18 protein-coding genes are annotated in these 20137 nt (G+C 73.9%); 13 read left to right on the top strand and 5 right to left on the bottom strand.

All coding sequences use genetic code 11. From position 1 onward, the window contains the following. Window positions 1–63 precede the first annotated feature (63 nt). Genes BMY61_RS41275 through BMY61_RS41265 form a run of 3 tightly spaced genes read left to right on the top strand, consistent with a single transcriptional unit; the run spans window position 64 to window position 5053 of the window. Window positions 64–2394, top strand: a complete 2331-nt coding sequence (locus tag BMY61_RS41275; RefSeq protein ID WP_143094784.1) for a hypothetical protein — start codon at window positions 64–66, stop codon at window positions 2392–2394. Next, window positions 2391–3452 (top strand): bifunctional DNA primase/polymerase, encoded by a 1062-nt coding sequence (locus BMY61_RS41270; protein ID WP_052438826.1) that lies wholly within the window; start codon window positions 2391–2393, stop codon window positions 3450–3452. The genes BMY61_RS41275 and BMY61_RS41270 overlap by 4 nt, the downstream gene beginning before the upstream one ends. Continuing rightward, window positions 3449–5053 (top strand): hypothetical protein, encoded by a 1605-nt coding sequence (locus BMY61_RS41265; RefSeq protein ID WP_042449614.1) that lies wholly within the window; start codon window positions 3449–3451, stop codon window positions 5051–5053. The genes BMY61_RS41270 and BMY61_RS41265 overlap by 4 nt, the downstream gene beginning before the upstream one ends. Window positions 5054–5231: 178 nt before the next feature. Here BMY61_RS41265 and BMY61_RS41260 read toward each other — a convergent pair whose 3' ends face one another. Then, window positions 5232–5672, bottom strand: a complete 441-nt coding sequence (locus BMY61_RS41260; RefSeq protein ID WP_042449612.1) for a hypothetical protein — start codon at window positions 5670–5672, stop codon at window positions 5232–5234. A 731-nt stretch (window positions 5673–6403) separates the two neighbouring features. Here BMY61_RS41260 and BMY61_RS41255 point away from each other — a divergent pair. Both BMY61_RS41255 and BMY61_RS41250 read left to right on the top strand, forming a co-directional pair. Then, window positions 6404–6907 carry a GNAT family N-acetyltransferase gene (locus BMY61_RS41255; RefSeq protein ID WP_042449610.1) on the top strand — a complete coding sequence of 168 codons (504 nt, stop codon included), beginning with the start codon at window positions 6404–6406 and terminating at the stop codon, window positions 6905–6907. Between the two features lie 76 nt (window positions 6908–6983). After that, a complete protein-coding gene (locus BMY61_RS41250; RefSeq protein ID WP_042449608.1) occupies window positions 6984–7229 on the top strand; it encodes a hypothetical protein in 246 nt (81 codons plus the stop codon). A 28-nt stretch (window positions 7230–7257) separates the two neighbouring features. On the opposite strand, the gene BMY61_RS41245 is transcribed toward BMY61_RS41250, so the two are convergent. Further along, on the bottom strand, window positions 7258–8616 hold the full coding sequence (locus tag BMY61_RS41245) for a tetratricopeptide repeat protein (RefSeq protein ID WP_042449606.1): 1359 nt from the start codon (window positions 8614–8616) through the stop codon (window positions 7258–7260). A gap of 128 nt (window positions 8617–8744) precedes the next feature. Between BMY61_RS41245 and BMY61_RS41240 the strand changes: the two genes are divergently transcribed. The 5 genes from BMY61_RS41240 to BMY61_RS41220 all read left to right on the top strand — a co-directional run bounded on the left by BMY61_RS41240 (window position 8745) and on the right by BMY61_RS41220 (window position 14241). Beyond that, on the top strand, window positions 8745–9794 hold the full coding sequence (locus tag BMY61_RS41240) for an NAD-dependent epimerase/dehydratase family protein (protein ID WP_042449604.1): 1050 nt from the start codon (window positions 8745–8747) through the stop codon (window positions 9792–9794). Window positions 9795–9811: 17 nt separating this feature from the next. Further along, the gene (locus tag BMY61_RS41235; protein WP_042449602.1) at window positions 9812–10867 is read left to right on the top strand and encodes an NAD-dependent epimerase/dehydratase family protein; all 1056 of its coding nucleotides are present in this window, start codon (window positions 9812–9814) and stop codon (window positions 10865–10867) included. Further along, window positions 10864–12027 (top strand): DegT/DnrJ/EryC1/StrS family aminotransferase, encoded by a 1164-nt coding sequence (locus tag BMY61_RS41230; protein WP_042449600.1) that lies wholly within the window; start codon window positions 10864–10866, stop codon window positions 12025–12027. Before BMY61_RS41235 ends, BMY61_RS41230 begins: the two co-directional genes overlap by 4 nt. 94 nt (window positions 12028–12121) lie before the next feature. Then, window positions 12122–12868, top strand: a complete 747-nt coding sequence (locus tag BMY61_RS41225) for a hypothetical protein (protein ID WP_052438825.1) — start codon at window positions 12122–12124, stop codon at window positions 12866–12868. Between the two features lie 14 nt (window positions 12869–12882). Continuing rightward, window positions 12883–14241 carry a hypothetical protein gene (locus BMY61_RS41220; protein WP_052438824.1) on the top strand — a complete coding sequence of 453 codons (1359 nt, stop codon included), beginning with the start codon at window positions 12883–12885 and terminating at the stop codon, window positions 14239–14241. A gap of 39 nt (window positions 14242–14280) precedes the next feature. Here BMY61_RS41220 and BMY61_RS41215 read toward each other — a convergent pair whose 3' ends face one another. The 3 genes from BMY61_RS41215 to BMY61_RS41205 all read right to left on the bottom strand — a co-directional run bounded on the left by BMY61_RS41215 (window position 14281) and on the right by BMY61_RS41205 (window position 17164). Continuing rightward, on the bottom strand, window positions 14281–15171 hold the full coding sequence (locus tag BMY61_RS41215; protein ID WP_042449598.1) for a glycosyltransferase family 2 protein: 891 nt from the start codon (window positions 15169–15171) through the stop codon (window positions 14281–14283). Window positions 15172–15446: 275 nt separating this feature from the next. After that, complete coding sequence (locus BMY61_RS41210) at window positions 15447–16055, bottom strand: HD domain-containing protein (protein ID WP_042449597.1); 609 nt, start codon at window positions 16053–16055, stop codon at window positions 15447–15449. 11 nt (window positions 16056–16066) lie between these two features. Further along, window positions 16067–17164 (bottom strand): helix-turn-helix domain-containing protein, encoded by a 1098-nt coding sequence (locus tag BMY61_RS41205; protein ID WP_042449595.1) that lies wholly within the window; start codon window positions 17162–17164, stop codon window positions 16067–16069. Between the two features lie 324 nt (window positions 17165–17488). On the opposite strand from BMY61_RS41205, the gene BMY61_RS41200 reads away from it, so the two are divergent. The 3 genes from BMY61_RS41200 to BMY61_RS46855 form a co-directional block, all read left to right on the top strand. Then, the gene (locus BMY61_RS41200; RefSeq protein WP_042449592.1) at window positions 17489–18250 is read left to right on the top strand and encodes a nucleoside/nucleotide kinase family protein; all 762 of its coding nucleotides are present in this window, start codon (window positions 17489–17491) and stop codon (window positions 18248–18250) included. A 45-nt stretch (window positions 18251–18295) separates the two neighbouring features. After that, the gene (locus BMY61_RS41195) at window positions 18296–19879 is read left to right on the top strand and encodes a glycoside hydrolase family 3 N-terminal domain-containing protein (protein ID WP_052438823.1); all 1584 of its coding nucleotides are present in this window, start codon (window positions 18296–18298) and stop codon (window positions 19877–19879) included. Beyond that, window positions 19876–20137 (top strand): Ldh family oxidoreductase (locus BMY61_RS46855; RefSeq protein WP_177240409.1); only part of this gene is annotated, 262 nt, incomplete at its 3' end. The genes BMY61_RS41195 and BMY61_RS46855, both read left to right, overlap by 4 nt.

The raw sequence follows: 20137 nt of genomic DNA, 5'->3' as shown, positions 1-20137 counted from the left end.
AAGTCGCCGGCGGGGGAGTCGCGGCTGGAGTTGACGGCTGGCGGGTTGAGTAGGTGGTTGGGGGTGTCGGAGTCCTACGTCGACCACCGGGTGCTGCCTGCCCTCCGGAACTCGGGTGCGGTCTCGACCGAGGTGACGACGGCGTGGGTCGACGGCGTACGCCGGGTGACGGGCTTGCGGTGGGAGGTGTTGCCGCTGACCGCTGCCCAGGCGCAGTCCTCAGCTCCGTTGGTGCTGGAGAAGCGCGAGCTGGCGGTTCTCCTTGCGTTGTGCGAGCGGCTGTTCGGCCCTGGGTGGGCTCCTGTGGGTAAACCGGAGACGCCGCCTGGGCTGCTCGCCGAGCGGTGCGGTCGTGGGGCGGCGGCCGAGCGTCTCGCGCTGCTCCGGTTGGTGTTGGCGGCGCGGCCGGACGGTCGGGTGCGCCTTGTGGCTGGGGCCGTGACGGCGGGGTTCGATCGGGCGGATGCGACGGTCGCGCGGCTGATCGGGCGGCCGTTGACGGAGGCGGCCCGGGTGGTCGACGGGCTCATCCGGCAGGGATTGTTGGAGGTGCCGGGCCGCGGCGTTCCTGGTGCACGGCTGAGGGTCCTCGTGCCGGCTGTCGCGGCGGCGCACGGGCGTTCTCAGTCGGGCCTGGAGGTCGTCGCCGACCACTTCCCGCCGGGCGTCGACGAGGCTGTCGAACCTGCAGGCGCTCGGTCGGAGGACCGGGGCTCGGTGTGCACGCAATGCTCAGGCTCGTCGGAGGACGAGGGCCTGCAGGAGCCGGGGGAGGGCTGGATTCAGGTCGGTTTCTTCGACGTCGTGGACGGCGTTCTCGGCGCTGGGGATGGTGCACTCAGGGATCAAGACGCACCCGAGACACCGTCGGCAGAAGAGAATCACGCCTTTGACCTGGGAGAACAGGCTTCTAAGGAGCTGGGTAGCGGTGTGGTCGATGGTGCGCTGCTCCACGCCCACCACACGTCTCAGGTGGTTGCTCTAGGTGGGTCTGGTGCTGGTGAGTCTTGCTTTTCCGGCGAAGCCGCGTTGGGCAACCCGCCGTTGCCGGAGCGCGTGAGCGGGCGCGAGGACCGGCCCGAGTTCGGCGCCCTCGAGGCCGACGGGCAGGTCGGTGGTTGCGGTGGCCCGCTTCGCGGGGAACAGCACCAGGACCTCGTCAACGAACGGCAGGAGCAGAAGGCGCCCGTCGGTGGTGCGCGGGTGCTGCTCCGGTGGTCCCTGCCCCGTGGGCTGGAGCGGGTTCTGGCGCCGGTGCAGTGGGAGTGGGCGCGGATCGGGCATGCCGGTGGTCGCCGTCGAGTCCGTGCGGCAGTACGGGCCGAGCTGGTGCGCTTGGCCGGGCTCGTCGGCGCGGAACTGGCCCCTGCGGTGCTGGCAGAGCGCTTGGAGCGCCGGCTGGCCGCGCAGCTCGGGCAGCCGGTCCGGGATCCGATCGGCTGGCTGCTCGTCCGCGGGTTGCCGCAGCGGGCCGAGTGCTACGCCCAGGTGTGCGATGACCGGGTGCGGATGGACACCGGCCTGGTCTGCCCGTCCTGCGAGCTGCTGGTCGAGGACCGCCGGGCGCTGCGGCACCAGGTCGCCCGGTCCGTCACCGAACAGCTGCCTGGCCTCGCGCCGGAGGAGTTCCGGGCGGAGGTGGAGCGGCGGCTGAGCCGGGAGGTTGCCCGGCTGGCGGCCGAGGACGCCGTCCGCCGGGAGCACGCGAGGGTCGAGCGCTCCCGGCGCGAGAAGGCGTGGGCCCGACAGCGCGACGAACAGGCTGCCGCTCAGGCTGAGTTGGCTGCTCGGCCGTGCGCGAAGTGCGGGGTGCCGGAGGCGGGTGGGCTGTGCCTGATCTGCTCGGAGACCCAGACGACGCGCCAGACCTTGGAGTCGGCCGCGGAGTTCGCGGCCGTGGCGGCCGGCCTGGTGGAGATCCCGGCTGCCAGGGGCGACCTGCTGGGGGTGTGCCGGGCTCGACTGGAGGCCGAGGCCGAGCAGGCGGGGGAGCGGTGGCGTGGCCAGGGGTTGCCGGAGGCGGCGGTGGTTTGGCAGCTGCGGGAGCTTGCCGAGCAGCTGGTGGCCCGGGAGCGTGCGCTCGCGCTGGAGGGCCTGCTTCGCGGCCCGCAGGCGAGGTCCGAGGCCGACCGGGTGGCTGGCATCGAGCGGGCCCGGCGTCGCGGCGAGCCGGAGGTCCTGGCCGCGGCCGACGAGGCGGCCCGCCGGTGCGCACAGGCCCTGCTGGCGCAGCGGCTCGACCAGGTCCGCGCCGAGGTCCTAGCCCCGGTCCGGCCCCCGGTCGGTGGCTGGCGGGAGCGGATGGCCCAGTACGCGGCCCGGCCGCTGGAGGGCGAGAGCCTTCCGGCGTTGGTGCGGCCGGCCCGGGTCCGGGAGGCGGTGAGCGCGGCGTGAGCGGCGGACTTGAGCTCGCCATGCGGTGCGCGGGCAGGGGGTGGTGGGTCCATCCGCTGCTGCCCGGGTCGAAGCTCCCGGTCGGCAACTGCCGCCGGTGCCGTCCACCCGTGCCCGGGGGCCGGCCGCCCTGCGGGTTCCCCGACCTGGGCGCCGGCGGCTGCGGCTGCCTGGCGGCGGGACGGTGGTGCCACGGGGTGCGGGCGGCGACGACCGATCCGGACCTGATCCGTCGCTGGTGGTGCCGGGACTTCGCCGTCGGCGTCGCCACCGGTCCGTCCGGTCTGCTGGTCGTCGACCTGGACGACCACCACCACCGGCTGCCGGAGCGCGAGTTGGTGCTGCCCGGCATCGACCTCGCCGCCGTCCCGGAGGCCGACCGGGTGCGCACCGGGGTGGACGTGCTGGAACTGCTGTGCCGGGTCCGGCGGGCCGAGAGCCTGCTGCACGCCCCGCCGACCCTGACGGTGCGCACCCCGGGCGGCGGAGTCCACCTCTGGTATCGCGCCGGCGGGGCCCGGTACACGCAGAGCTCCGGCCGGCTGGGCTGGCAGATCGACGTTCGGGCCGGCTGGTCCACCGCGGTCGCGCCCACGAACAGAACCCCGGCCGGCTGCTACCAGGTCACCGGGCCCGAATCCGAACCTGCCCGGCTGCCGCGTTGGCTCGCCCTCGAGCTCGCGCGCGTCGGCCTCCGCTCCCGCGACCCCGCCGCCGACCCACCGCCGGCCCGGATCCGGCTGCCCCGCCCCGCCGCGCGGCACCGGCCGCACGACGCGGCCGCGTACGCCGCCGCGGCACTGCGCCGGGAGGCCGAGACCGTCGCTGGCGCCCGCTCCGGCCGCAACGACCAGCTCAACCGCGCCGGGTTCCGGCTCGGCCAGATGGTCGGCGCCGGGCTGCTGGAGCTCGTCGACGTCCACCGGGCCCTCACCGAGGCCGCCGCGCTCGCCGGAATCGACCCCGGCGAAGCCAAGGCCCAGTCCACCCTCCGCCGCGCACTCCAGGCGGGCATGCGCTCGCCGCGCACCATCCCCAGCCCCGGAGCACGGCCATGACCGACCTGACCACCCGCGTGACGCTCCCGGTCCCGGCTGGCGAACCCCGGCCTGCTCGCCCGGCGCCGACCGCCGAGCAGGGGGAATCGACGGCCGCAGCACCGGCCGAGCAGCAGAACACCGAGCGCGGGCCGAAGATGTCGCAGTCCGACGTCCTGCTCCACCTGGGCATGGACGAGTACGTCCTGGTGCGCTGCGACCAGACCGCGTACGCCGTCCCGGCCGAAGGACCGCCGATCGCCCGCCCGCTGCGCGCCGCCGGCGGCTTCGGCGGCACCGGCAGCCTGCGCCAACTCCTCAACCGCAGCTACGTCTTGCGCACCGGCCGGGCCCCCTCCCAGGGCTACCTGACGGACGCGATCGCCTCCATGGACGCCCTCGCCCTGGACGCCCCCGAGCAGCCAGTCCACCTGCGGATCGCCCCCGACCCGGTCGACGAACAGGTCACCTGGCTCGACCTGGGCCGCCCGGACGGGCAGAGCGTCTGCATCGAGCCCGGCACCTGGTCAGTGGCCACCCCGCCCGTCGGCGAGGGCCCGCTGTGGCGGCGTACCCGGCTGACCGGCGAACTCCCGCTGCCCGAACGCGATCCGGGCGGCTGGCAGGCCGGGCTCGGGCTGCTGCGCGAGCTGTCCGCGCTGGCCGAGCCGTCCTGGCGGATGGCCGTCGCCTGGCTGCTGGCCGGGCTGCGACCCGACATGCCCCGCCCAGTCGCGTACTTCAACGGCGAACGCGGCACCGCGAAGACCACCTCCGCCCGGCAGCTGCTGCGGGTGCTCGACGGGATCCGCGCCGAGGTCCGCAACGTCCCGCGCAGCGAGGACGACGGCGCGGTCGCCGCCTCGGCTGGCTGGACCATGGGCCTGGACAACATCCACGGCATCCCTCAGTGGCTCTCGGACTTCCTGTGCCGGACCGTCACCGGGGCCTCCGTCGCCAAACGCGAGATGTACACCGACGACGACGTCACCTCCTGGGCCTACCAGCGCCCGGTCGTGCTGACCGGCATCGACGTCGGCGCCCTCCAACCTGACCTCGCCGAACGCCTGCTCCCCTTCACCCTGGAGGCCATCGACTCCAAGGCGAGGCGCAGCGAGCACGATCTGTGGCGCAGCTACCGGGCCGCGCACGGCCGCATCCTCGGCGGCCTGCTCGACCTGGCGGCCGCGGTGTGGGCGCGCCTGCCCGACGCGTCCGCCCAGCTCGGCCACCGGCCGCGGATGGCCGACTGGGCCGAACTGCTGTGGGCGCTGGACGCGGTCACCGGCTGGGACACCCTGGCCACCTACACCGGCGCCCAGGAAGAGATCACCGACGACGTCATCGACGCCGACCCGGTCGCCACCGCCCTCACCCGCTGGGCCAGCGCCGCCGACACCACCGAGTGGCAGGCCACCACCGGGCAGATCGACACCGTCCTCCGACCGCCCGGCCCCATCCCCGACACCTGGCCCAAGACCACCGCGCTGCTCTCCGCCCGCCTGACCTCCCTCGCCCCCGCGCTGCGCGCCCGCGGCATTGACATCCGCAAGTTGCCCCGCAGCGGCAGCGGGCGAGGCTTCCTGATCACCCTCCACTCTGCTCCGGAGCCGCGCACCTGACAGAGCAGGACCACGACCGGCCGTCGCCACCTCGACGGGCGACGGCCGCCGGCGTGCCCAGTTGGCCATCCTGGCCCGGCGGCGGGGCTGCAGTTCCCACAGAAGGTGAGGTATCGCCGCCACCAGGCTCGCCTGCGTCCGTTGGGCCGCCACCTTCGCGGGTGTGACCCGTCTTGGTTCAGAGCGCGCTGTCCAACTGGTCGTCGTCCAGCTCAAGGACATCGGGGTCACGCCGAAGGCGGTCGCGCTGCCGGTCGGTCAGCTGGGCGTAGAAGAACCGTTCGCCCTCGTCGAACGCCCACAGCAGGGTGCCGTCCAGACGTGCGAGCAGCGCCTGGAGATAGCAGCCGTCTGCCACCCAGACGGCGTACTGGCCTGGGACGCGGCTCGTCTCCGGGACCCGCTGGTAGCGGGCGACGCCATCGACGCAGTCACGCTCGATGTACTTGACCTGACGATCACGGCGCAGCGCGGCGAGCTGGCCGGCGTCCAGGTCCGCCCCGACGACAAGCCCGTGGCGGGTGCGGGCCGCACCGGGGTCGATCCCGTACCGGACCAGGATGTCGCTGACGCTCGGGTAGGTCGGTTCGGCGTGCGGCCAGTAGGTGGTGTAGATCAAGAAGCCCCGCTCCGACTCTGGTTGCCCCGCCGAGAGCAGCGGCGCCTCGTACGTTCCCGCCCCATCGCTCACGGCTCTCCCCAGACCTGCAGCATCGGAAGCAGCAGTCTCCAGCTCGGTCGACAGCACGGCAAGGCGCCCGCACACACCGCGATCAAGCCCTGGTGCATTCCTCCGATGGATCACCGCCGTGATGCGGTAATGACTCTGTCCGTGACGCTCCCGGTGTCCGACCTACAAGTGGCCTTGACCTGCCAGTTCTCGTGGTCAGTTGTGCGGATATGACGCTGATGACGCTCTCGTACCCCATCTCACTGAGTAGAAGGAAAAGAGAAGTAGGCGAGCCGGAGACATGGTGCGTCAGAGCGTCATCAGCGTCTGCCCCCCGACTGTCCGGGAGAAGAACTACAGGTCACCGCAGAATCCAGGCGAACCTTCCAGCGTCACCGGGCAGCGTCACCGCGAGTGTCTGCGTCACCCGGCGGTGCCGGAGTGCCGGGGGATCGGCGGCGGCGGCTCCAGATTCCGGCCTGTCGGCGGCCGGATCGGGTTTCACGACGCGGGATGCGGAGGAGCGCTGGCGCTACGCCTTCGACCCGAGGGTGCGCGAGGGCCGGGCCCAGTGGTTGGGGTGCTCGGGCCGGCGTGCGGACGCTGTGGTGGCGGTTGCGGCGGGCGACCGCAGAGCTGCTGCTCCTGCTGGGCGCCCTTCATCCGGCACTATCGACACCATGACCTCGCCGCTTCCGGCCGCCTCTGACTGGACGCTCACCGCTGTCTCGTACGGCACCGCCGATGCCCGCGCCCTCACCCGAGCCTTCCACCAGGAGCAGCTCGCCATCTACAGCACCGCCGACGACCCCGAGACGACCGGCAGCGCAGAATTCGACGCCCCGCACGGCCGATTCCTCGTCGCCCGCCTCGGCGACGGACCGGCCCTGGCCTGCGGGGGCTGGCGCACCCTCGGCCCCTCGACAGCCGAGATCAAGCGGATGTACGTGGCCCCGGCCGCCCGCGGGCAAGGGCTCGGCCGCCGGATCCTCGCCACTCTTGAACAAGATCTACTTGGCCGCGGCCACACCGAGGTGCTGCTGGAGACCGGCGTTCACAACATCGCGGCTCTCGCCCTGTACGCCGCCGCCGGCTACGCGCCGATCCACTCCTACGTCCCCGGCCGCAACCCCGACATCAACCGGGCGCTGAAGAAGGCCGTCCTGCAACCGGCTCGGTACTGACCTCCGACCCTGTACGCTCCGGCGCTCGCGCTGCTCAATGGCCAGCGGCCGGGAAGTGCTCTGCCAGGATGGCCGCATGAATTGGAACGTCGAGGTGGACATCCCCGGGATCGGCCCGCGCATGCTGACCGTCGATCAACCCAGTGCGTCCGACGCCCTGGAACACACCAAGTCACGCGTCAACGACATGTTCCTGCAACTGCCCTCCGGAATCACCAGCTACACCGTCGCAGTGTTCGAACCGGGGCACCGCACGGGAGACGCGTCCGTCTGCGCCGAGCGCATCACCCTGGTGACGGCGACCGAGCCTGCTCGCGGCTGACGACCAGCGTGGCGGCGCGAGCACTCCCTCAAAGGACTCTGATCGAGGAAGCCCTCTGCGCGAGGTCGGCCGCCCCGGGGATTCCGCGCCGGGTGTAGACGGCCAGCGCCGAGCGCATCATGTCCAGCTCCCGGAGGTTACGCCGGGAGGCGACCCCGTCCATTAGCTCGACGCTCCGGCCCCACAGGCCGACGGCTTCCTCGTGGCGGTGCTGCGCGGCGACCGCCTTGGCGATGTTGGCGAAGGTGAGGCCGCGGACGCGGTGGTACGGGCCGGGGACGCGGCCCGCCAGCGCCGCCCGGTAGTGCTGTTCAGCCCCGGTGTGGTCTCCCATCTCCGTCAGCGTCCTGCCGGTGTGCGAGGCGACGGTGGCAGCGACCGGCCCGGCGGCGGCGGCGTAGATCGGCACGCTGTCGTCGGAGGCCAGAGCGGACCGTTCGGCGGCCAGGATCAAGCGGGAGGCCGCCCGCCCGCTCCGGTTGGCGCCGTGAGCCCTCGCCGCCGTGATGAGCAGCAGCGCTTCCGTCTGCCGGCTGACTTTGCCGCGGGCCCGCCCGAGCGCGGCCTCCGCGAGGTCAACGGTGTTCGTCGGCTCCCCGAGGTCGAGGGCCTGGTGGACCAAGGCGCGCATCGCCCATGCGCCGTGTCCGGCCGAATCCGACTCGTCGGCGAGCTGGAAGGCCAGGTTGTAGTACTTCTGCGAGGCCCCTTCGTAGCCTCGGTCATGGCACTTCCAGCCGACCAGGGTGGCCAGCTCGGCCGCGGCGCCGAACGCGTCCCCGCGGACCTGCTCGCTAGGGAACGTGGCCTTGAGCATCGGGATGACGTCGTCGTTGAGGAAGGCGACGATGGCGACGAGCCCGTGTCCGCCGCCGTGCTGCTCGTCGGCGGTGCGGAACGTCTGGGTGACCTGGCGGACTGTGCCGACTTCGTCCGCGCCGGCGCGGCGGCCGCCGGCTGCGGCGCGCAGGGAGGCGGCCGCCGCCCGCGGGTCGTAGGTGAGTGGGAAGGTGACCGCTAAGGCGGAGAACGCGAGGCCGATGAAGTCGCGGCGGTTGTGCACGAGAAGCCTCCCCAGATCGGAAGCGGCTGCGAGGGGATCCGGGGCGGTGTCGTCCCCGACGAGGTCTGAGCCTAGACCGAGTTCACCGACCGTCACGGGCCGCCGGAGCTTTCTCGACAGTGCCTCGGCCACGAACGCGGGCGTCCGGCCGGCCGGGATCGCACCGATCGTCACCCAGGAGTGCACTGCCGAACGGGACGTCCCCAGCTTCACTCCCGCCTCGGCTGCGACCGCCTTGACCGCTCTGGCCAGGGCTTCGTACGTGTACCCGGCCTCCTCGACGACGGCCGACAGCCGCTTGTTGGGTTCCCTTGGTGCCGTCAATTCGCACCCCCACGGATGATCATGAACAGGATGAACGCGATGAGCGGGGGAACACGGTACCCCCGCGCCGGGGCCGGAGGTTCACTGACGGAACAGAATCACGCACTCCAAGGGAGGGAAAGTCCCTCATGGTTGACGAACCTTCAGGCGCCAGGCTGCGGCAGCTGGCCGGGGCCACTGTGCTGGTCACCGGCGGCGGCGGCCTGGTCGGCAGCCGCATCGTCGCCCAGCTCGCCGGGCACGGGGCCCACCCGCTAGTCCTGGACAGCTTCGACGCCTACCCGCACGCGGTACGGGACCGGTTCGCGGTGGACCGGAACGCGGCCGAGGTCGTGCTCGGGGACGTCCGGGAGCGGGCCACCGTCGGCTGGCTGGCCGGACGGGCGGACTTCGTGATCCACGCCGCCGCGTACGCGGACGTCGCGGCCTGCACGCGCAACCCGAACACCGCCTTCGCCAGCAACGTGCACGGCACCCAGACCGTGCTGGACGCCGTCGCCGCGGCGGCGGTGAAGCGGCTGGTCTTCATCTCCTCCGCCTCCGTGTACGGCGACGGCACCCCATCAGGCGGCGGGCCGGCGCGGTTCACGGAGGACCAGCCGCTCACCCCGATCTCGGTCTACGCCAACACCAAGGTCTGGGCGGAGCACCAGGTCAGGTTGATGCTCGACGGCAGCGGCACCGAGCACGCCACGGTGCGGTACTTCTCCGTCTACGGCGACCCCCAGGTGCCCAAGCCCGACTCGCACTCCTGGATGGTGCCGTGGATGGCGATGTCCGCCCGCACCGGGCGCCCGATCCGCCTGAACGGCGGCGGCTCGCAGGTGCGCGACATGGTCCACGTCGACGACATCGCCCACGCCACGATCCTGGCCCTGGCCACCGACGAGATGGCCGGACAGACGGTCAACGTCGGCACCGGCGTACCCACGACGGTGCGCGAGATCGGCGAGCTCATCGCCGGCCACTACCCGGGCGCCGAGTTCGCCCAGACGCCCAGGCCCGAGGGCGACCCGCTCGGCGGCTACGCCGACACCCGCCGGGCCGCCGACCTCCTCGGCTGGAAGCCCGGCATCCGTCTCGCCGAGGGCATCGAGCGCTACGTGGCCTGGCTCAAGGCCACCCCCGGGGCCGTCCCGGACTGGTTCACCGCCGACACGGCCGCCCTGGCCGCCTGACCGAAGGGATCTTCCTGATGCGAGTCGTACTGCTGGGCGGTGCCGGATACCTGGGCACCGTCGCCGCCCACCGCCTGGCCGCGCTCGGCCACGAGGTCACCGTGGTGGACGGGCTGATCTACCAGCGCGAGGACGACCCCGCCGCCCTGCTGCCGCGCGCCGCCCGGTTCGTGGGCGGGGACCTGCGCGACCCGGCCCTGCTGGCCGAGGTGAGCGCCGGCGCCGACACCGTGGTGCACCTGGGCGGGATCGTCGGCGAGCCGGCCAGCCAGGTCGACGAGCAGCTGGCGGTCGAGCTCAACTACACCTCCCCGCTGCTCGCCGCCGAGGCCGCCGCCGCGGCCGGGGCCGGGCACTACGTCTTCTTCTCCTCCTGCAGCGTCTACGGCCTGCACGAGGGCACCGCGGACGAGGACACCGCACCCAACCCGCTGGGCATCTACGCCCGCACGAAGGTGCTCGCCGAGCGGCGCCTGCCCGAAGTGCTCGGCCCGGACCGCCTGCTGACGTGCCTGCGGCTGGCGACGGTGCACGGCTCCTCGCCCAGGCAGCGCCTGGACTCGGTGGTCAACAAGATGGCGGCCACCGCCGCCTCCACCGGCCGCATCTCCCTCAACGGCGGCGCGCAGCGCCGGCCGCTGGTGCACGTCGGGGACGTGGCGCGGGTCCTGGCCGGGGTGCTGGAGCAGCGGCTGGCCGGGGCCTGGAACGTGGGCAGCGACGCCGAGAACCACACGATCGGCGAGATCGCCGCCACGGTGGCCGGTGTCGTGCCCGGCGCGGTGATCGACCGCGGGCCGGAGCGGGACGAGGCCGATGCCCGCGACTACCGGGTGAGCTTCGCCCGGATCGAGCGGGCGCTGCCCGGCGCCTGCTCCACGACCCTCAAGGACGGGGCGCGGGAGATCGCCGACCTGGTGCTGTCCGGCCAGGTCACCGACCCCGGGCAGGCCCAGTACGACAACCACCTCGGACTGGTCACCGCCGTCGCCGCCGGGAAGGTCGCCCGCCTGGAATCCGCCGACTGCCGGCGGTACGGGGCCGAGTACACGGCCGCGTGGGAGGCGTCATGACCATCGCCGTGCCGGGCCGGACGGCCACCGCCGCGCCGTACCTGCCGTGGAACCGGCCCTCCATCGGCCCCGAGGAGGAAGAGGAGGTCCTGGACACGCTGCGCTCCGGCTGGCTGACCCACGGACCGAAGGCGACCCGGTTCGAGGAAGCGGTGCGCGACGCCCTCGGAGTCCAGGACGCCTTCGCGGTCTCCTCCTGCACCGCCGCCGTGCACCTGGGCCTTCTCGCGGCCGGCATCGGACCCGGCGACGAAGTGATCACACCGAGCCTGACCTTCTGCGCGGTGCCCAACGCCGTCGTCCAGTGCGGCGCCGCCCCGGTCTTCGCCGACGTCGACCCGGTCACCTTCAACCTCGACCCGGCCACGGCACGGGCGGCGATCACCTCCCGGACGAAGGCGATCACCGTCATGCACTACGCCGGCCAGCCCTGCGACCTGGCCGCCTTCCGCACCCTGGCCGACGAGCACGGGCTGCTGCTCATCGAGGACGCCGCCCACGCCCTGCACGCCTGGCGCGACGGCGCCCGGGCCGGCTCCGTCGGCGACCTGTCCGTCTTCTCCTTCTACGCCAACAAGGTCATCACCTGCGGCGAGGGCGGCATGCTCGCCGGCCGCGGCGACCTCGTCGAGCAGGCCCGGCTGCTGGGCCGGCACGGCATCGACTCCTCCGCCTGGCGGCGCCACGGCCAGCGGCGCACCGCTGACTACGAGGTCACCGTCCCGGGCCTGAAGTACACGATGCCGGACATCACGGCGGCGGTCGGCCTGCGCCAGTGGCAGAAGCTGGGAGCCTTCACCGCAGCCAGGGCCGAGATCGCCGCCACCTACGACCAGGCGCTGGCCGGCCTGCCGGGGCTGCACCTGCCCACCGTCCTCGACGGGGTCCGGCACGGCTGGTTCCTCTACCCGGTGCTGGTCGACCCGGCCTCCGGCCGCACCCGGGACACCGTGGCCCAGGCGCTGCTGGAGGTGCACGGGATCGGCACCAGCGTGCACTTCACGCCGGTGCACCGGCTCGCCGCCTACCGCTACCTGGACACCCACCTGCCCGTCACCGAGCAGATCGCCGCCCAGCAGCTGTCCCTGCCGTGCTACCCGGCCATGACCGCCGCCGACGTGCAGCGGGTCACCGACGCGCTGCACGCTCTCTGGCGCTGACCCGCCGAACTGGCCCCGCGGGCCGCCCTCACTGCCCGAGGGCGGCCCGGGGCCGTGGCCGCTCCGTACCGCCACCTCCCCTTTGGAGTCCTGCATGACCGCGTCCGACCTCCTGCCGGCCGGCCCAACGCTGCGCACGCTCGCGCTGGCCGGGCAGCTCCCCGACCACCAGGCCCTCGACCGCCAGACGCTGTCCTGGATCGCCTGCAACCGGCCGCCCCAGACTGAGCCGCGCCCCCGCGACCTGGACCGCCCGGCGCTGTTCGTCCCCGCCAGGGCCTGGTTCGCCCGCCCGCAGGCCGCCGAGTCGATCCACGGGGTGCGACACGGCGCCCGCGTCGCCCTCCTCGTCCAGCTCCTCGCCCCGGCGCACGGCGTCGAACCGGGCCGCGCCCGCGCGCTCGCGGGCGCGGCCGCGTGCCACGACTGCCGCCGCCAGGGCGACCGCACCGACCCCGGTCACGGTCGGCGCGCCGCCGACTGGCTCACCGGCCAGGCCGACGCCGTGGTCGGCGTGTTCGGCACCGAGTTCACCGACGAGGTGCTCACCGCCGTCGCCCTCCACGACGTCGCCCACCCCGACTTCACAGATCAGCAGGCCGGCGCCTACCGGCTCCACCACCAGGCCGTCGACCTGCTCAAGGCCGCCGACGCCCTCGACCGGTACCGGCTGCCGCTGGAGCGCTGGTGGTCCGACCCGGCCCGGCTGACCCGCCCCGTCCCAAACTGGGCGCCGCCGCTGGCCCACGACCTCGTGGTCCACAGCGAGCAGGCCCGCCTCGACGGCGCCACCGACGAGCACGCCCTGCGGCAGGCGCTCGACGCCGTGCTGCCCGCCTAGCAGAGGACGAGGCCATGCACGCCGACTGGGACCACGCCCACACCGACTTCGGCGCCGCCCCGCCCCGCCGGGCGGAGCCCGCCGGCCTGGCCGCCACCGAAGCCGACTGGCGCCAACTCCTCGAGCAGACCCCCAACGGGCACCTGCTGCGCGAGAACGCCCTGCTTGACGCTCTCGCCGCCGGCGCCCCGGTACGCCTTCTGCACCTGGGCCGCTCCCTGGACCAGGTACGCGCCAGCGGCCAGCTCCTCGCCTCCACCGGCTGCCTGGTCGGCGCGGTCTACGGCTCCCCGCTCACCGCGCTGCCCGGCGGAGCGCTGCGGCCGCACAACCTCGGCACGCACATGCTCGGCAGCCGCGACCACCTGGACAGCCGCCGCGGCAGCACCGCGCTGGTCGTCGAGGTGGCGCCCGGCCGGCCCGGCCCGGCGAAGGGGCTGGACTACCTGCGCCTGGGCGCCGTCCACCTGCGCGCCTTCCAAGCCTTCCGCCACACCCTCACCGCCGAGGAGGACGAGCGGGTCACCCGCTCGGTCACCGACCGGGTGCACACCACCGCGGCGCTGCTCGACCGGCTGCTGCGCACCGCCGCCGGCCAGGAGGGCGAGGACCGGCCCTTCGTCGACGCCCTGGCCCAGGCCGTCCCCGTCGTCCCCTTCCTCGGCTACGTCTATTTCGAGGCCGTCGCCGAGTACCTGATGCTCCACTCCCGCAGTCGCCCTACCCGGGAGTGCGCGGAGCACGGGGAGCTGAACAACCACCTGTACAAGCAGTTGGCGTTCGACGCCGTGGCCGGCATGGGCACCCTCTTCGACCTCGGCCGCTTCCAGCCCGGCCACGCGCGCCTGCTCGACCTCGTCGGCCGCATCGAACCCGCTCTCGCCGCCGGGGCTCCCGCCTACGTCCGGCGGCGTGTCGCCCACCAGTTCGCCACCACTGGCCTCGCAGCCGACCAGGATGTCCGCGATGTCTCCTTCCAGCGGATCAGCCCCGAGCACCTGGCCGCTGCGGCACCGCACCTGCTGGGCCAGCTGCTGTTCCGCGAGGTGCGCCTGCTGGACCGCTACCCGCAGCTCTACCACGTCTTCGAGCAGGCCAAGGCGCTGGAGGCCTGGACGTACTGGAACACCCAGGGCATCTGCCTGCCCTTCAATGCTGCGTGCGGCCCCAAGGGCGAGGTCGGCGTCAACCCGGCTGCGCCGGACGCCCGGTTTACGGTCTGGACTGCTGACCTGGACGAGAGGGGTCTGCTGCACCCGGTCGAGCAGCTCGACGTCGTGCCGGCCCCGCGGCTGGTGCCGTGGCTGGTTGCCCCGCTGCGGGATCGGACCGAGGAGGAGCGGTGGATCAACCGTGCGCCGGTGCCGGCGTGACCGGCGCCAGCCCGGCGGCGGTCACACCGGCACTGCTGGTCACAGGACCGGCGGCCGTCCTGCCCGGGTCAGGCGCCAGACCGTGGACCACGAGATGGGGTGCCGCTCGCCGTGCCCGCCGCGCAGGCCTTCCCGCAGCCCCTTGAACCAAGTGGCCAGGGCGGCACGGTCGCGCCGCATGCGCAGCGTCGTGATGACGATCCACGACGAGATGTAGATCGGCACCAGCGGCGCGGGAAGGCGCCTGTATGCGACCCAGACCCGGTTGCGGGCGACCAGGCGCAGGTAGAGGGCGTGGCGTGCCGGGTCGCTCGCCGGGTGGTGCACGATGATCTCCGGGGCGTAGTAGCCGGTGCGGCCCATGTCCCAGATCCTCAGCGCCAAGTCGAAGCCCTCGTGATACAGGAAAAACGAGCCGGGCCAACGGCCGGCGCGGTCGAAGTCCGCTCGGCGGATCAGCACGACGCCCTCGGCCATCGCGGTGACGGTGCCGGGCCGACTCGGATCGCCCGCCCGCAGGCGCGGCACCCACCGGCGGACGGTGACGCCGGTGACAGGGTCCGCGATGCGCGGCTGGATGTAGGCGGCCTCGGGGCGGCGGCGGGCCTGGTCGACCAGCCGGGCCAGCACGTCGGTCTCGGGCAGCTCGGCGTCGTTGTCGTAGAAGAAGATGAACTCGCCCGCGTCGGGCCCGGCGAGGGCGTCGGCCCCGACGTTGCGGCCCTCGGGGATGCCGAGGTTCTCCGGCAGGGTGACTACGGTGACGCCCTCGGGCGCGTAGTCCGGTTCGCAGCCGTTGCCGACGATGACCACGCGCAGGTCCACGCCCTCCTGGGCGAGGAGCGAGGCCATCGCCCGGGGGAACTCGGCGGGCCGGTCGTTCATGGTGAGGACCACCGCGTCGATGGTGGCCTTCGGACTGCTGGTCATACGGGCTCCGGAGCATGGACAGCGGATCGGGCGCGACGCTCGGTCAGGTCGCACGGGCCGGTGGCCGCCTACGCACCGGTCCGCGGCGAGTGCCGCGGGCGCGGACGAGGGCGCCGTGGGCCAGGCAGTCGCCGGACGGTCGGCCGCAGCGAAGCTGCTCCTCCTTCACGTCCTTGCGACGCCCCACCTTAGTGGTCTGCGGCCCGTGATCGGCACTCGCGCAGGTCGCGGGCACGGGCCGGCGGACGGTGAGTTCTTCTCGGGGAGCGGTGCGATCAACGAGGGGCCGCTGATGTCGTGGCGAAGAGCTGCTGCCAGCTGGTCGGGTCGGTCGTCAGCGCGGCTTCGGCGATGCGCCGGGCCGAGGCGGTCTTGAGTGCGGCCAGGCACCGGTCGATCTTGCCCTGGACGGCGGTGTGGCCCTGCGCGCGGTACTCGAGGGCCGCGATGATGCAGTCGAGCTTGTCGGCGTCGTGCGCGCAGCGCGCCTCCGCGCTGTCGGCGGACTCGAACTCGTCGACGGCACCGGCCAGGACGTCCCGCACCGCCGGGTGGGCGCCCGCGGTCTGGTCGGCGGTGACGTCGCGCGGGTCCGCCTTGAAGGCGACGTACCGCTTGGCGAGAGGGGTTAGGTCGCCGGTGCGGGCCTCGTGGAGGTCGTGGAGTACGCACAGCAGTGCGGTGCGGCCGGGGTCGGCGCCCTCCACAGCCGCGAGGGCGGCGCCGATGACGGCGGCGCGGTGGCTGTGCTCGGCCACGGTCTCCCCGCCGGGGATGCCGTCGTAGCCCCAGCCGGTGCGCGGAACGCGGCGCAGGACACCGGCCTCGTAGAACAGGGCGGCCGTGCCGGCGGCCTCCGGGTCGTCGTGCGTACGGTCGCTCACCGGGTCCTCCGTCAGTTCGTCTGCTGTAGACGGTATTGCACCGACTCCAGGTCGTGGCGGGATCTCGGCGAGATCACCCGGCCGTCGAGCAGCTCGGTCGCGCGGCTGCCGAACTGGCGAGCGGTCTGGGGATCGGCCAGCGGCAGCCACGGGTGCACGTCGAGCAGGGTGGTGACCGAATGGACGTACAGGTCGACCGTGCCGGGCGCGTCGTGCAGGGAGCCGACGAGGGACTGGAGCAGCTGCAGGGGGTTCCACGCCGCCGGTGACGGGGCGTGCATGAACCCGTCGTCGGGCGCGTCGGCGGGCATGGCCCCCAGCCAGTACGCCCAGTACGACAAGTTCGCCAGTTCGCCGTGCTGGTCGCCGACGAGCGCTGCGTCGATGAAGTCGCGCAGCTGCTCGGGGTCGCCCTGGCGGGCGGCGACGGTGGCTGCGGTGCGGGCCTCGATCCAGCGCGGGGTGTATCCGCGCAGCGCCAGGGCGGGGCGCATCGCCCGCAGCGCCTGCTCGGCCCAGTCGCCGGCGTCCGGGGCCGGGTCGTAGCTGGCGAGGTAGAGCGCCTGGCGGCGCAGCAGCAGCGCCCGCTCGCCCGCTGCCTCGGCGCTGTCCGCGGTGCGGCGCAGGTGGGAGAAGAAGGCCGTGCGGTCGGCGGCGGCGAGGACCGGACCGGCGGCCACGGCACCTCGGCGGGGCCCGGTGGGACGGCCGACCAGTGCGGGGGGCGTGATGCCGCGCACCGCCCAGGCGATCATGTGCGCGGCCTCCCGCGACTGGACCCAGCCGGCGAGCGGGTGGTCAGCCGGGTCGAGTGGCGGCTGGAGGACCGCGGTGAGGATGCGGTCGGCGTCCATCGCTGCCGCCAGCAGCGCGAGCAGACCCGGGGCCGCCCCGAGCAGGGCCAGGCGGCGGCGCAGCTGGAGCAGATCCGCCGAGCGGGTGTTCGCCAGCGGCCGGCGGCCGGACTCCCAGCCCTGGACCGTGCCGAGGTCGACCGTGAGGTCCTCGGCGAAGTGTGCCTGGGTGCGCGGAATGCTCTCGCGCAGCAGCCGCAGCAGGTACCCGGAGACGACGCCGATCTCCGTGCGCCCGCGGTCCCGAAGCGCCATGCCCCACCCCTTTTGGCGATCATGAACAGGCTGAACGCGGTTGCTCCGCGCAGGTGTGCCGCTCGGCGGTGCGGGAGCGGTTCACTGGTAAGCCCCCGCCGGGCTCCGGCCTCCGGGGCAGACCCCTCGCCCCGGGCGTGGAAACACGTACTGTCGGTGAGTCCCCGTCAGATCGGCTCGCTCCTAGCTTAGTTACGCGAGCCGCGGCAGCCGGGTGAAACCCGGGACAACCGCGAACGCCCACGCCTGAGTTCACCCCGCCGGCTCGCCTGCCGGCGAACCCCTCCCGCGCATCCGCTGCACCTCCCCATCGAAGGGACTGGCATGTCCTCATCATTCGATGTCCGCCGCCGACTCCACCTGGCCCCGCAGCGCCCGGCCGCCACGCGGCCGGTGCGCCTGCTGGTCGACGGACTGGACGGCTCCGGAAAGACCACGCTGGTCGACGCACTGCTGGAGATGATGGCCGAGCACGGCATCACGGCGGTGCGCCACCGCGGCATGCTCGCCGAGCACCACCCGCTGGAGAAGTCCCTCAAGCGGCTGCGGCTGGCCGGGCAGTACCGCTCCAGCTCCATCACCGGCGCCTACCTGGCCGGCGGGTTCGCGCTGGACGCGCTGCTGGTGCGGTTCGACCCGCCGCACTGCGGCGACGCGGTCCTGGTCCAGGAGGGCTACGTGGACCGCACGATCGCCGTCGGACTGGCCGGCGGCCCGTTCCTCCCGGCCGTGCTGGCGCTGTGGGCCTCCAGGTACTTCGCCGCGTTCGACGTCGCCGCGTACGTGCACGCCGACGTCGAGGTGCGGCGTGAGCGGATGGCCTCCCGGGAGCGCCTGGACGCCGGCGACCGCAACAGCATCGACAACCCCGGCTTCGCCGACCGCTTCAACGCCGGCCTGCTGCACTTCCTGGGCCGCCGCCACCGCACCCTGCTGGTCTTCGACACCGCTGAGCACTCCCCGCAGGAGATGGCCCGCCAGATCCTCGTCGCCGCCCAGTTGCTGCCGTCCCCGGCCGCCACCGCCCACCTTCCGCAGCCGCGCGTCTACGGCCTGGCCGGGCCCGGCACCGCCGCCTCTGCCTGACCCTCGATCATCCGTTCGCCGTCATGCAGGAAGGAGCACTGCACGATGACCACCACCACCCCGCCCCGGCCGCAGCTGCCGCAGGATGCCGCCCGCCTCGCGGACCTGATCGTCCGCCCCGGCCGGCACCCGCTCACCCCGGGGCCCGCCGAGGACCAGCTCGCCGAGGAGGCGGGCGCGGCCTCGGGCCGGATCGGCAAGGACCTCGTCACCAGCCCCGCCGTGCTGCGCCTGGCCCTGACCGCGGCGCAGCGCACGCTGGCTGAGCCGCTGCTGGTCAGCGTGAACCAGGAAGGCGGCCGACTGAACGCGCTGGACTGGCCCGGCGTGGCGCAGCTGCCCGGGGGCATGGCCCTGGGCGCGGCCGACCGGGAGGACCTGGCCGAGCTGGCCGGCGCCGCCATCGCCGGACAGCTGCGCGCGGTCGGCCTCACCTGGAACCTGGCCCCCGTGGTCGACCTGGGGGCCTGGCACTCCGCGTCGGCGGTGGGCACCCGGTCCTTCGGAACGGATCCGGTGCGGGTGGCCGCGCTGGCAGCGGCGTGGGTGCGCGGACTGCAGAGCGGCGGCGTGGCCGCGACCGCCAAGCACTTCCCCGGCCTGGGCGGGGTCCAGGCCGATCCGCACCACAGCGCGCCCGTGGTCGACCGCCTCGTCCCCGGATCGCTGCTGCCGTTCCGCGCGGTCGCCGGTGCGGGGGCGGCGTGCGTGATGGTCGGCAGCCACACCGTGCGCGAGCTGGACGACCGGCCGGCCCTCGCCTCGCCGCGCGTGCTGGCCCTGCTGCGCGACGAGCTGGGCTTCACCGGGGTCGCGGTCAGCGAGAACCTGTCGATCCCCGCCGTGAACGGCCCGCTGGGCGGCGTCGAGGCGGCGGCGGTCGCGGCCGTCGCGGCCGGGCTGGACCTGGTGATGCTCGACTCCGAGGTCTCCCGCGGCCACCACCCTGCGGCGGCCCGGGCCCAAGCGGTCCGGCAGCGCCGCGCGGTGGTCGAGGCCCTGGCCGCCGCCGTCGCCACCGGACTCCTGCCCCTGACCCGGCTCGAGGAGGCCGCCGCCCGGGTCCTGGACCTGCACCACCGGTTCGGGCTCGGCCCCCAGGCGGTCCTGCCGGACTGGGTGGGTGCGGACCGCACCGCGGCCCGGGCCGCCGAGCAGGTGGCCGAGGCCTCGGTCACCGCGCTGCGCGGCGGGCACCTGCTGCCCCTGGCCGGACAGGGCCGCCCGGTCGCGGTGGTGCGGGTGCCGGACACCGGGCAGCGGCGGGCCGACAGCGCCCGCCACGCCGCCGACGCCTTTCCCGCTGCCATCGGCGAACACCGCCAGGTGCTGCCCGTCGCCTTCGGGCAGCCGGTTCCGCCCGAAGTCGGCGCGGTGGTCGTCTACGGCTACGACACCCGCCGCCCGTCCGGCGCGAGCGCGGCCGCGGCCGAGGCCAGCCGCCTGGCCGCAGCCGGGAGCACGGTGGTCCAGGTCGCCTTCGGCGACCCGGACGAACTCGCCGACTCCAGCGCGCACGTCCTGATCGCCGCCTACAGCCCCCACCCGGCCAGCGCCCAGGCCGTCGCCGGGACGATCTGGCGCCACGGCCGGGCCCCCGGCCGGCTGCCCGTCGGGGAAGCGCGGTGAGCGCGGACGCTGTCCTGGTGCCGGCCGGCGAGCTGGCGGCCTACCTGGTGCGGCTGTTCAAGACGGCCGGGATGAACCGCTCCGGTGCCCGGACCCTGGCCGCCGCCCTGGTCGAGGCCGACCTGCGGGGCATCCCCGGACACGGCAGCCGCCTCGCCCCCGGCCTGGCCGCGAAACTCAACGACGGCCGGCTCAACCCCTGCCCCGTCGTGACCACGCTGCGCACCGGGACCTCGGTGGTGGCGATGGACGCCGACC

It is taken from the genome of Streptacidiphilus jiangxiensis (genome assembly GCF_900109465.1).
In the GTDB taxonomy this organism is placed as follows: Bacteria; Actinomycetota; Actinomycetes; order Streptomycetales; family Streptomycetaceae; genus Streptacidiphilus; species Streptacidiphilus jiangxiensis.
This window is presented reverse-complemented; position numbering and strand designations above follow the sequence as displayed.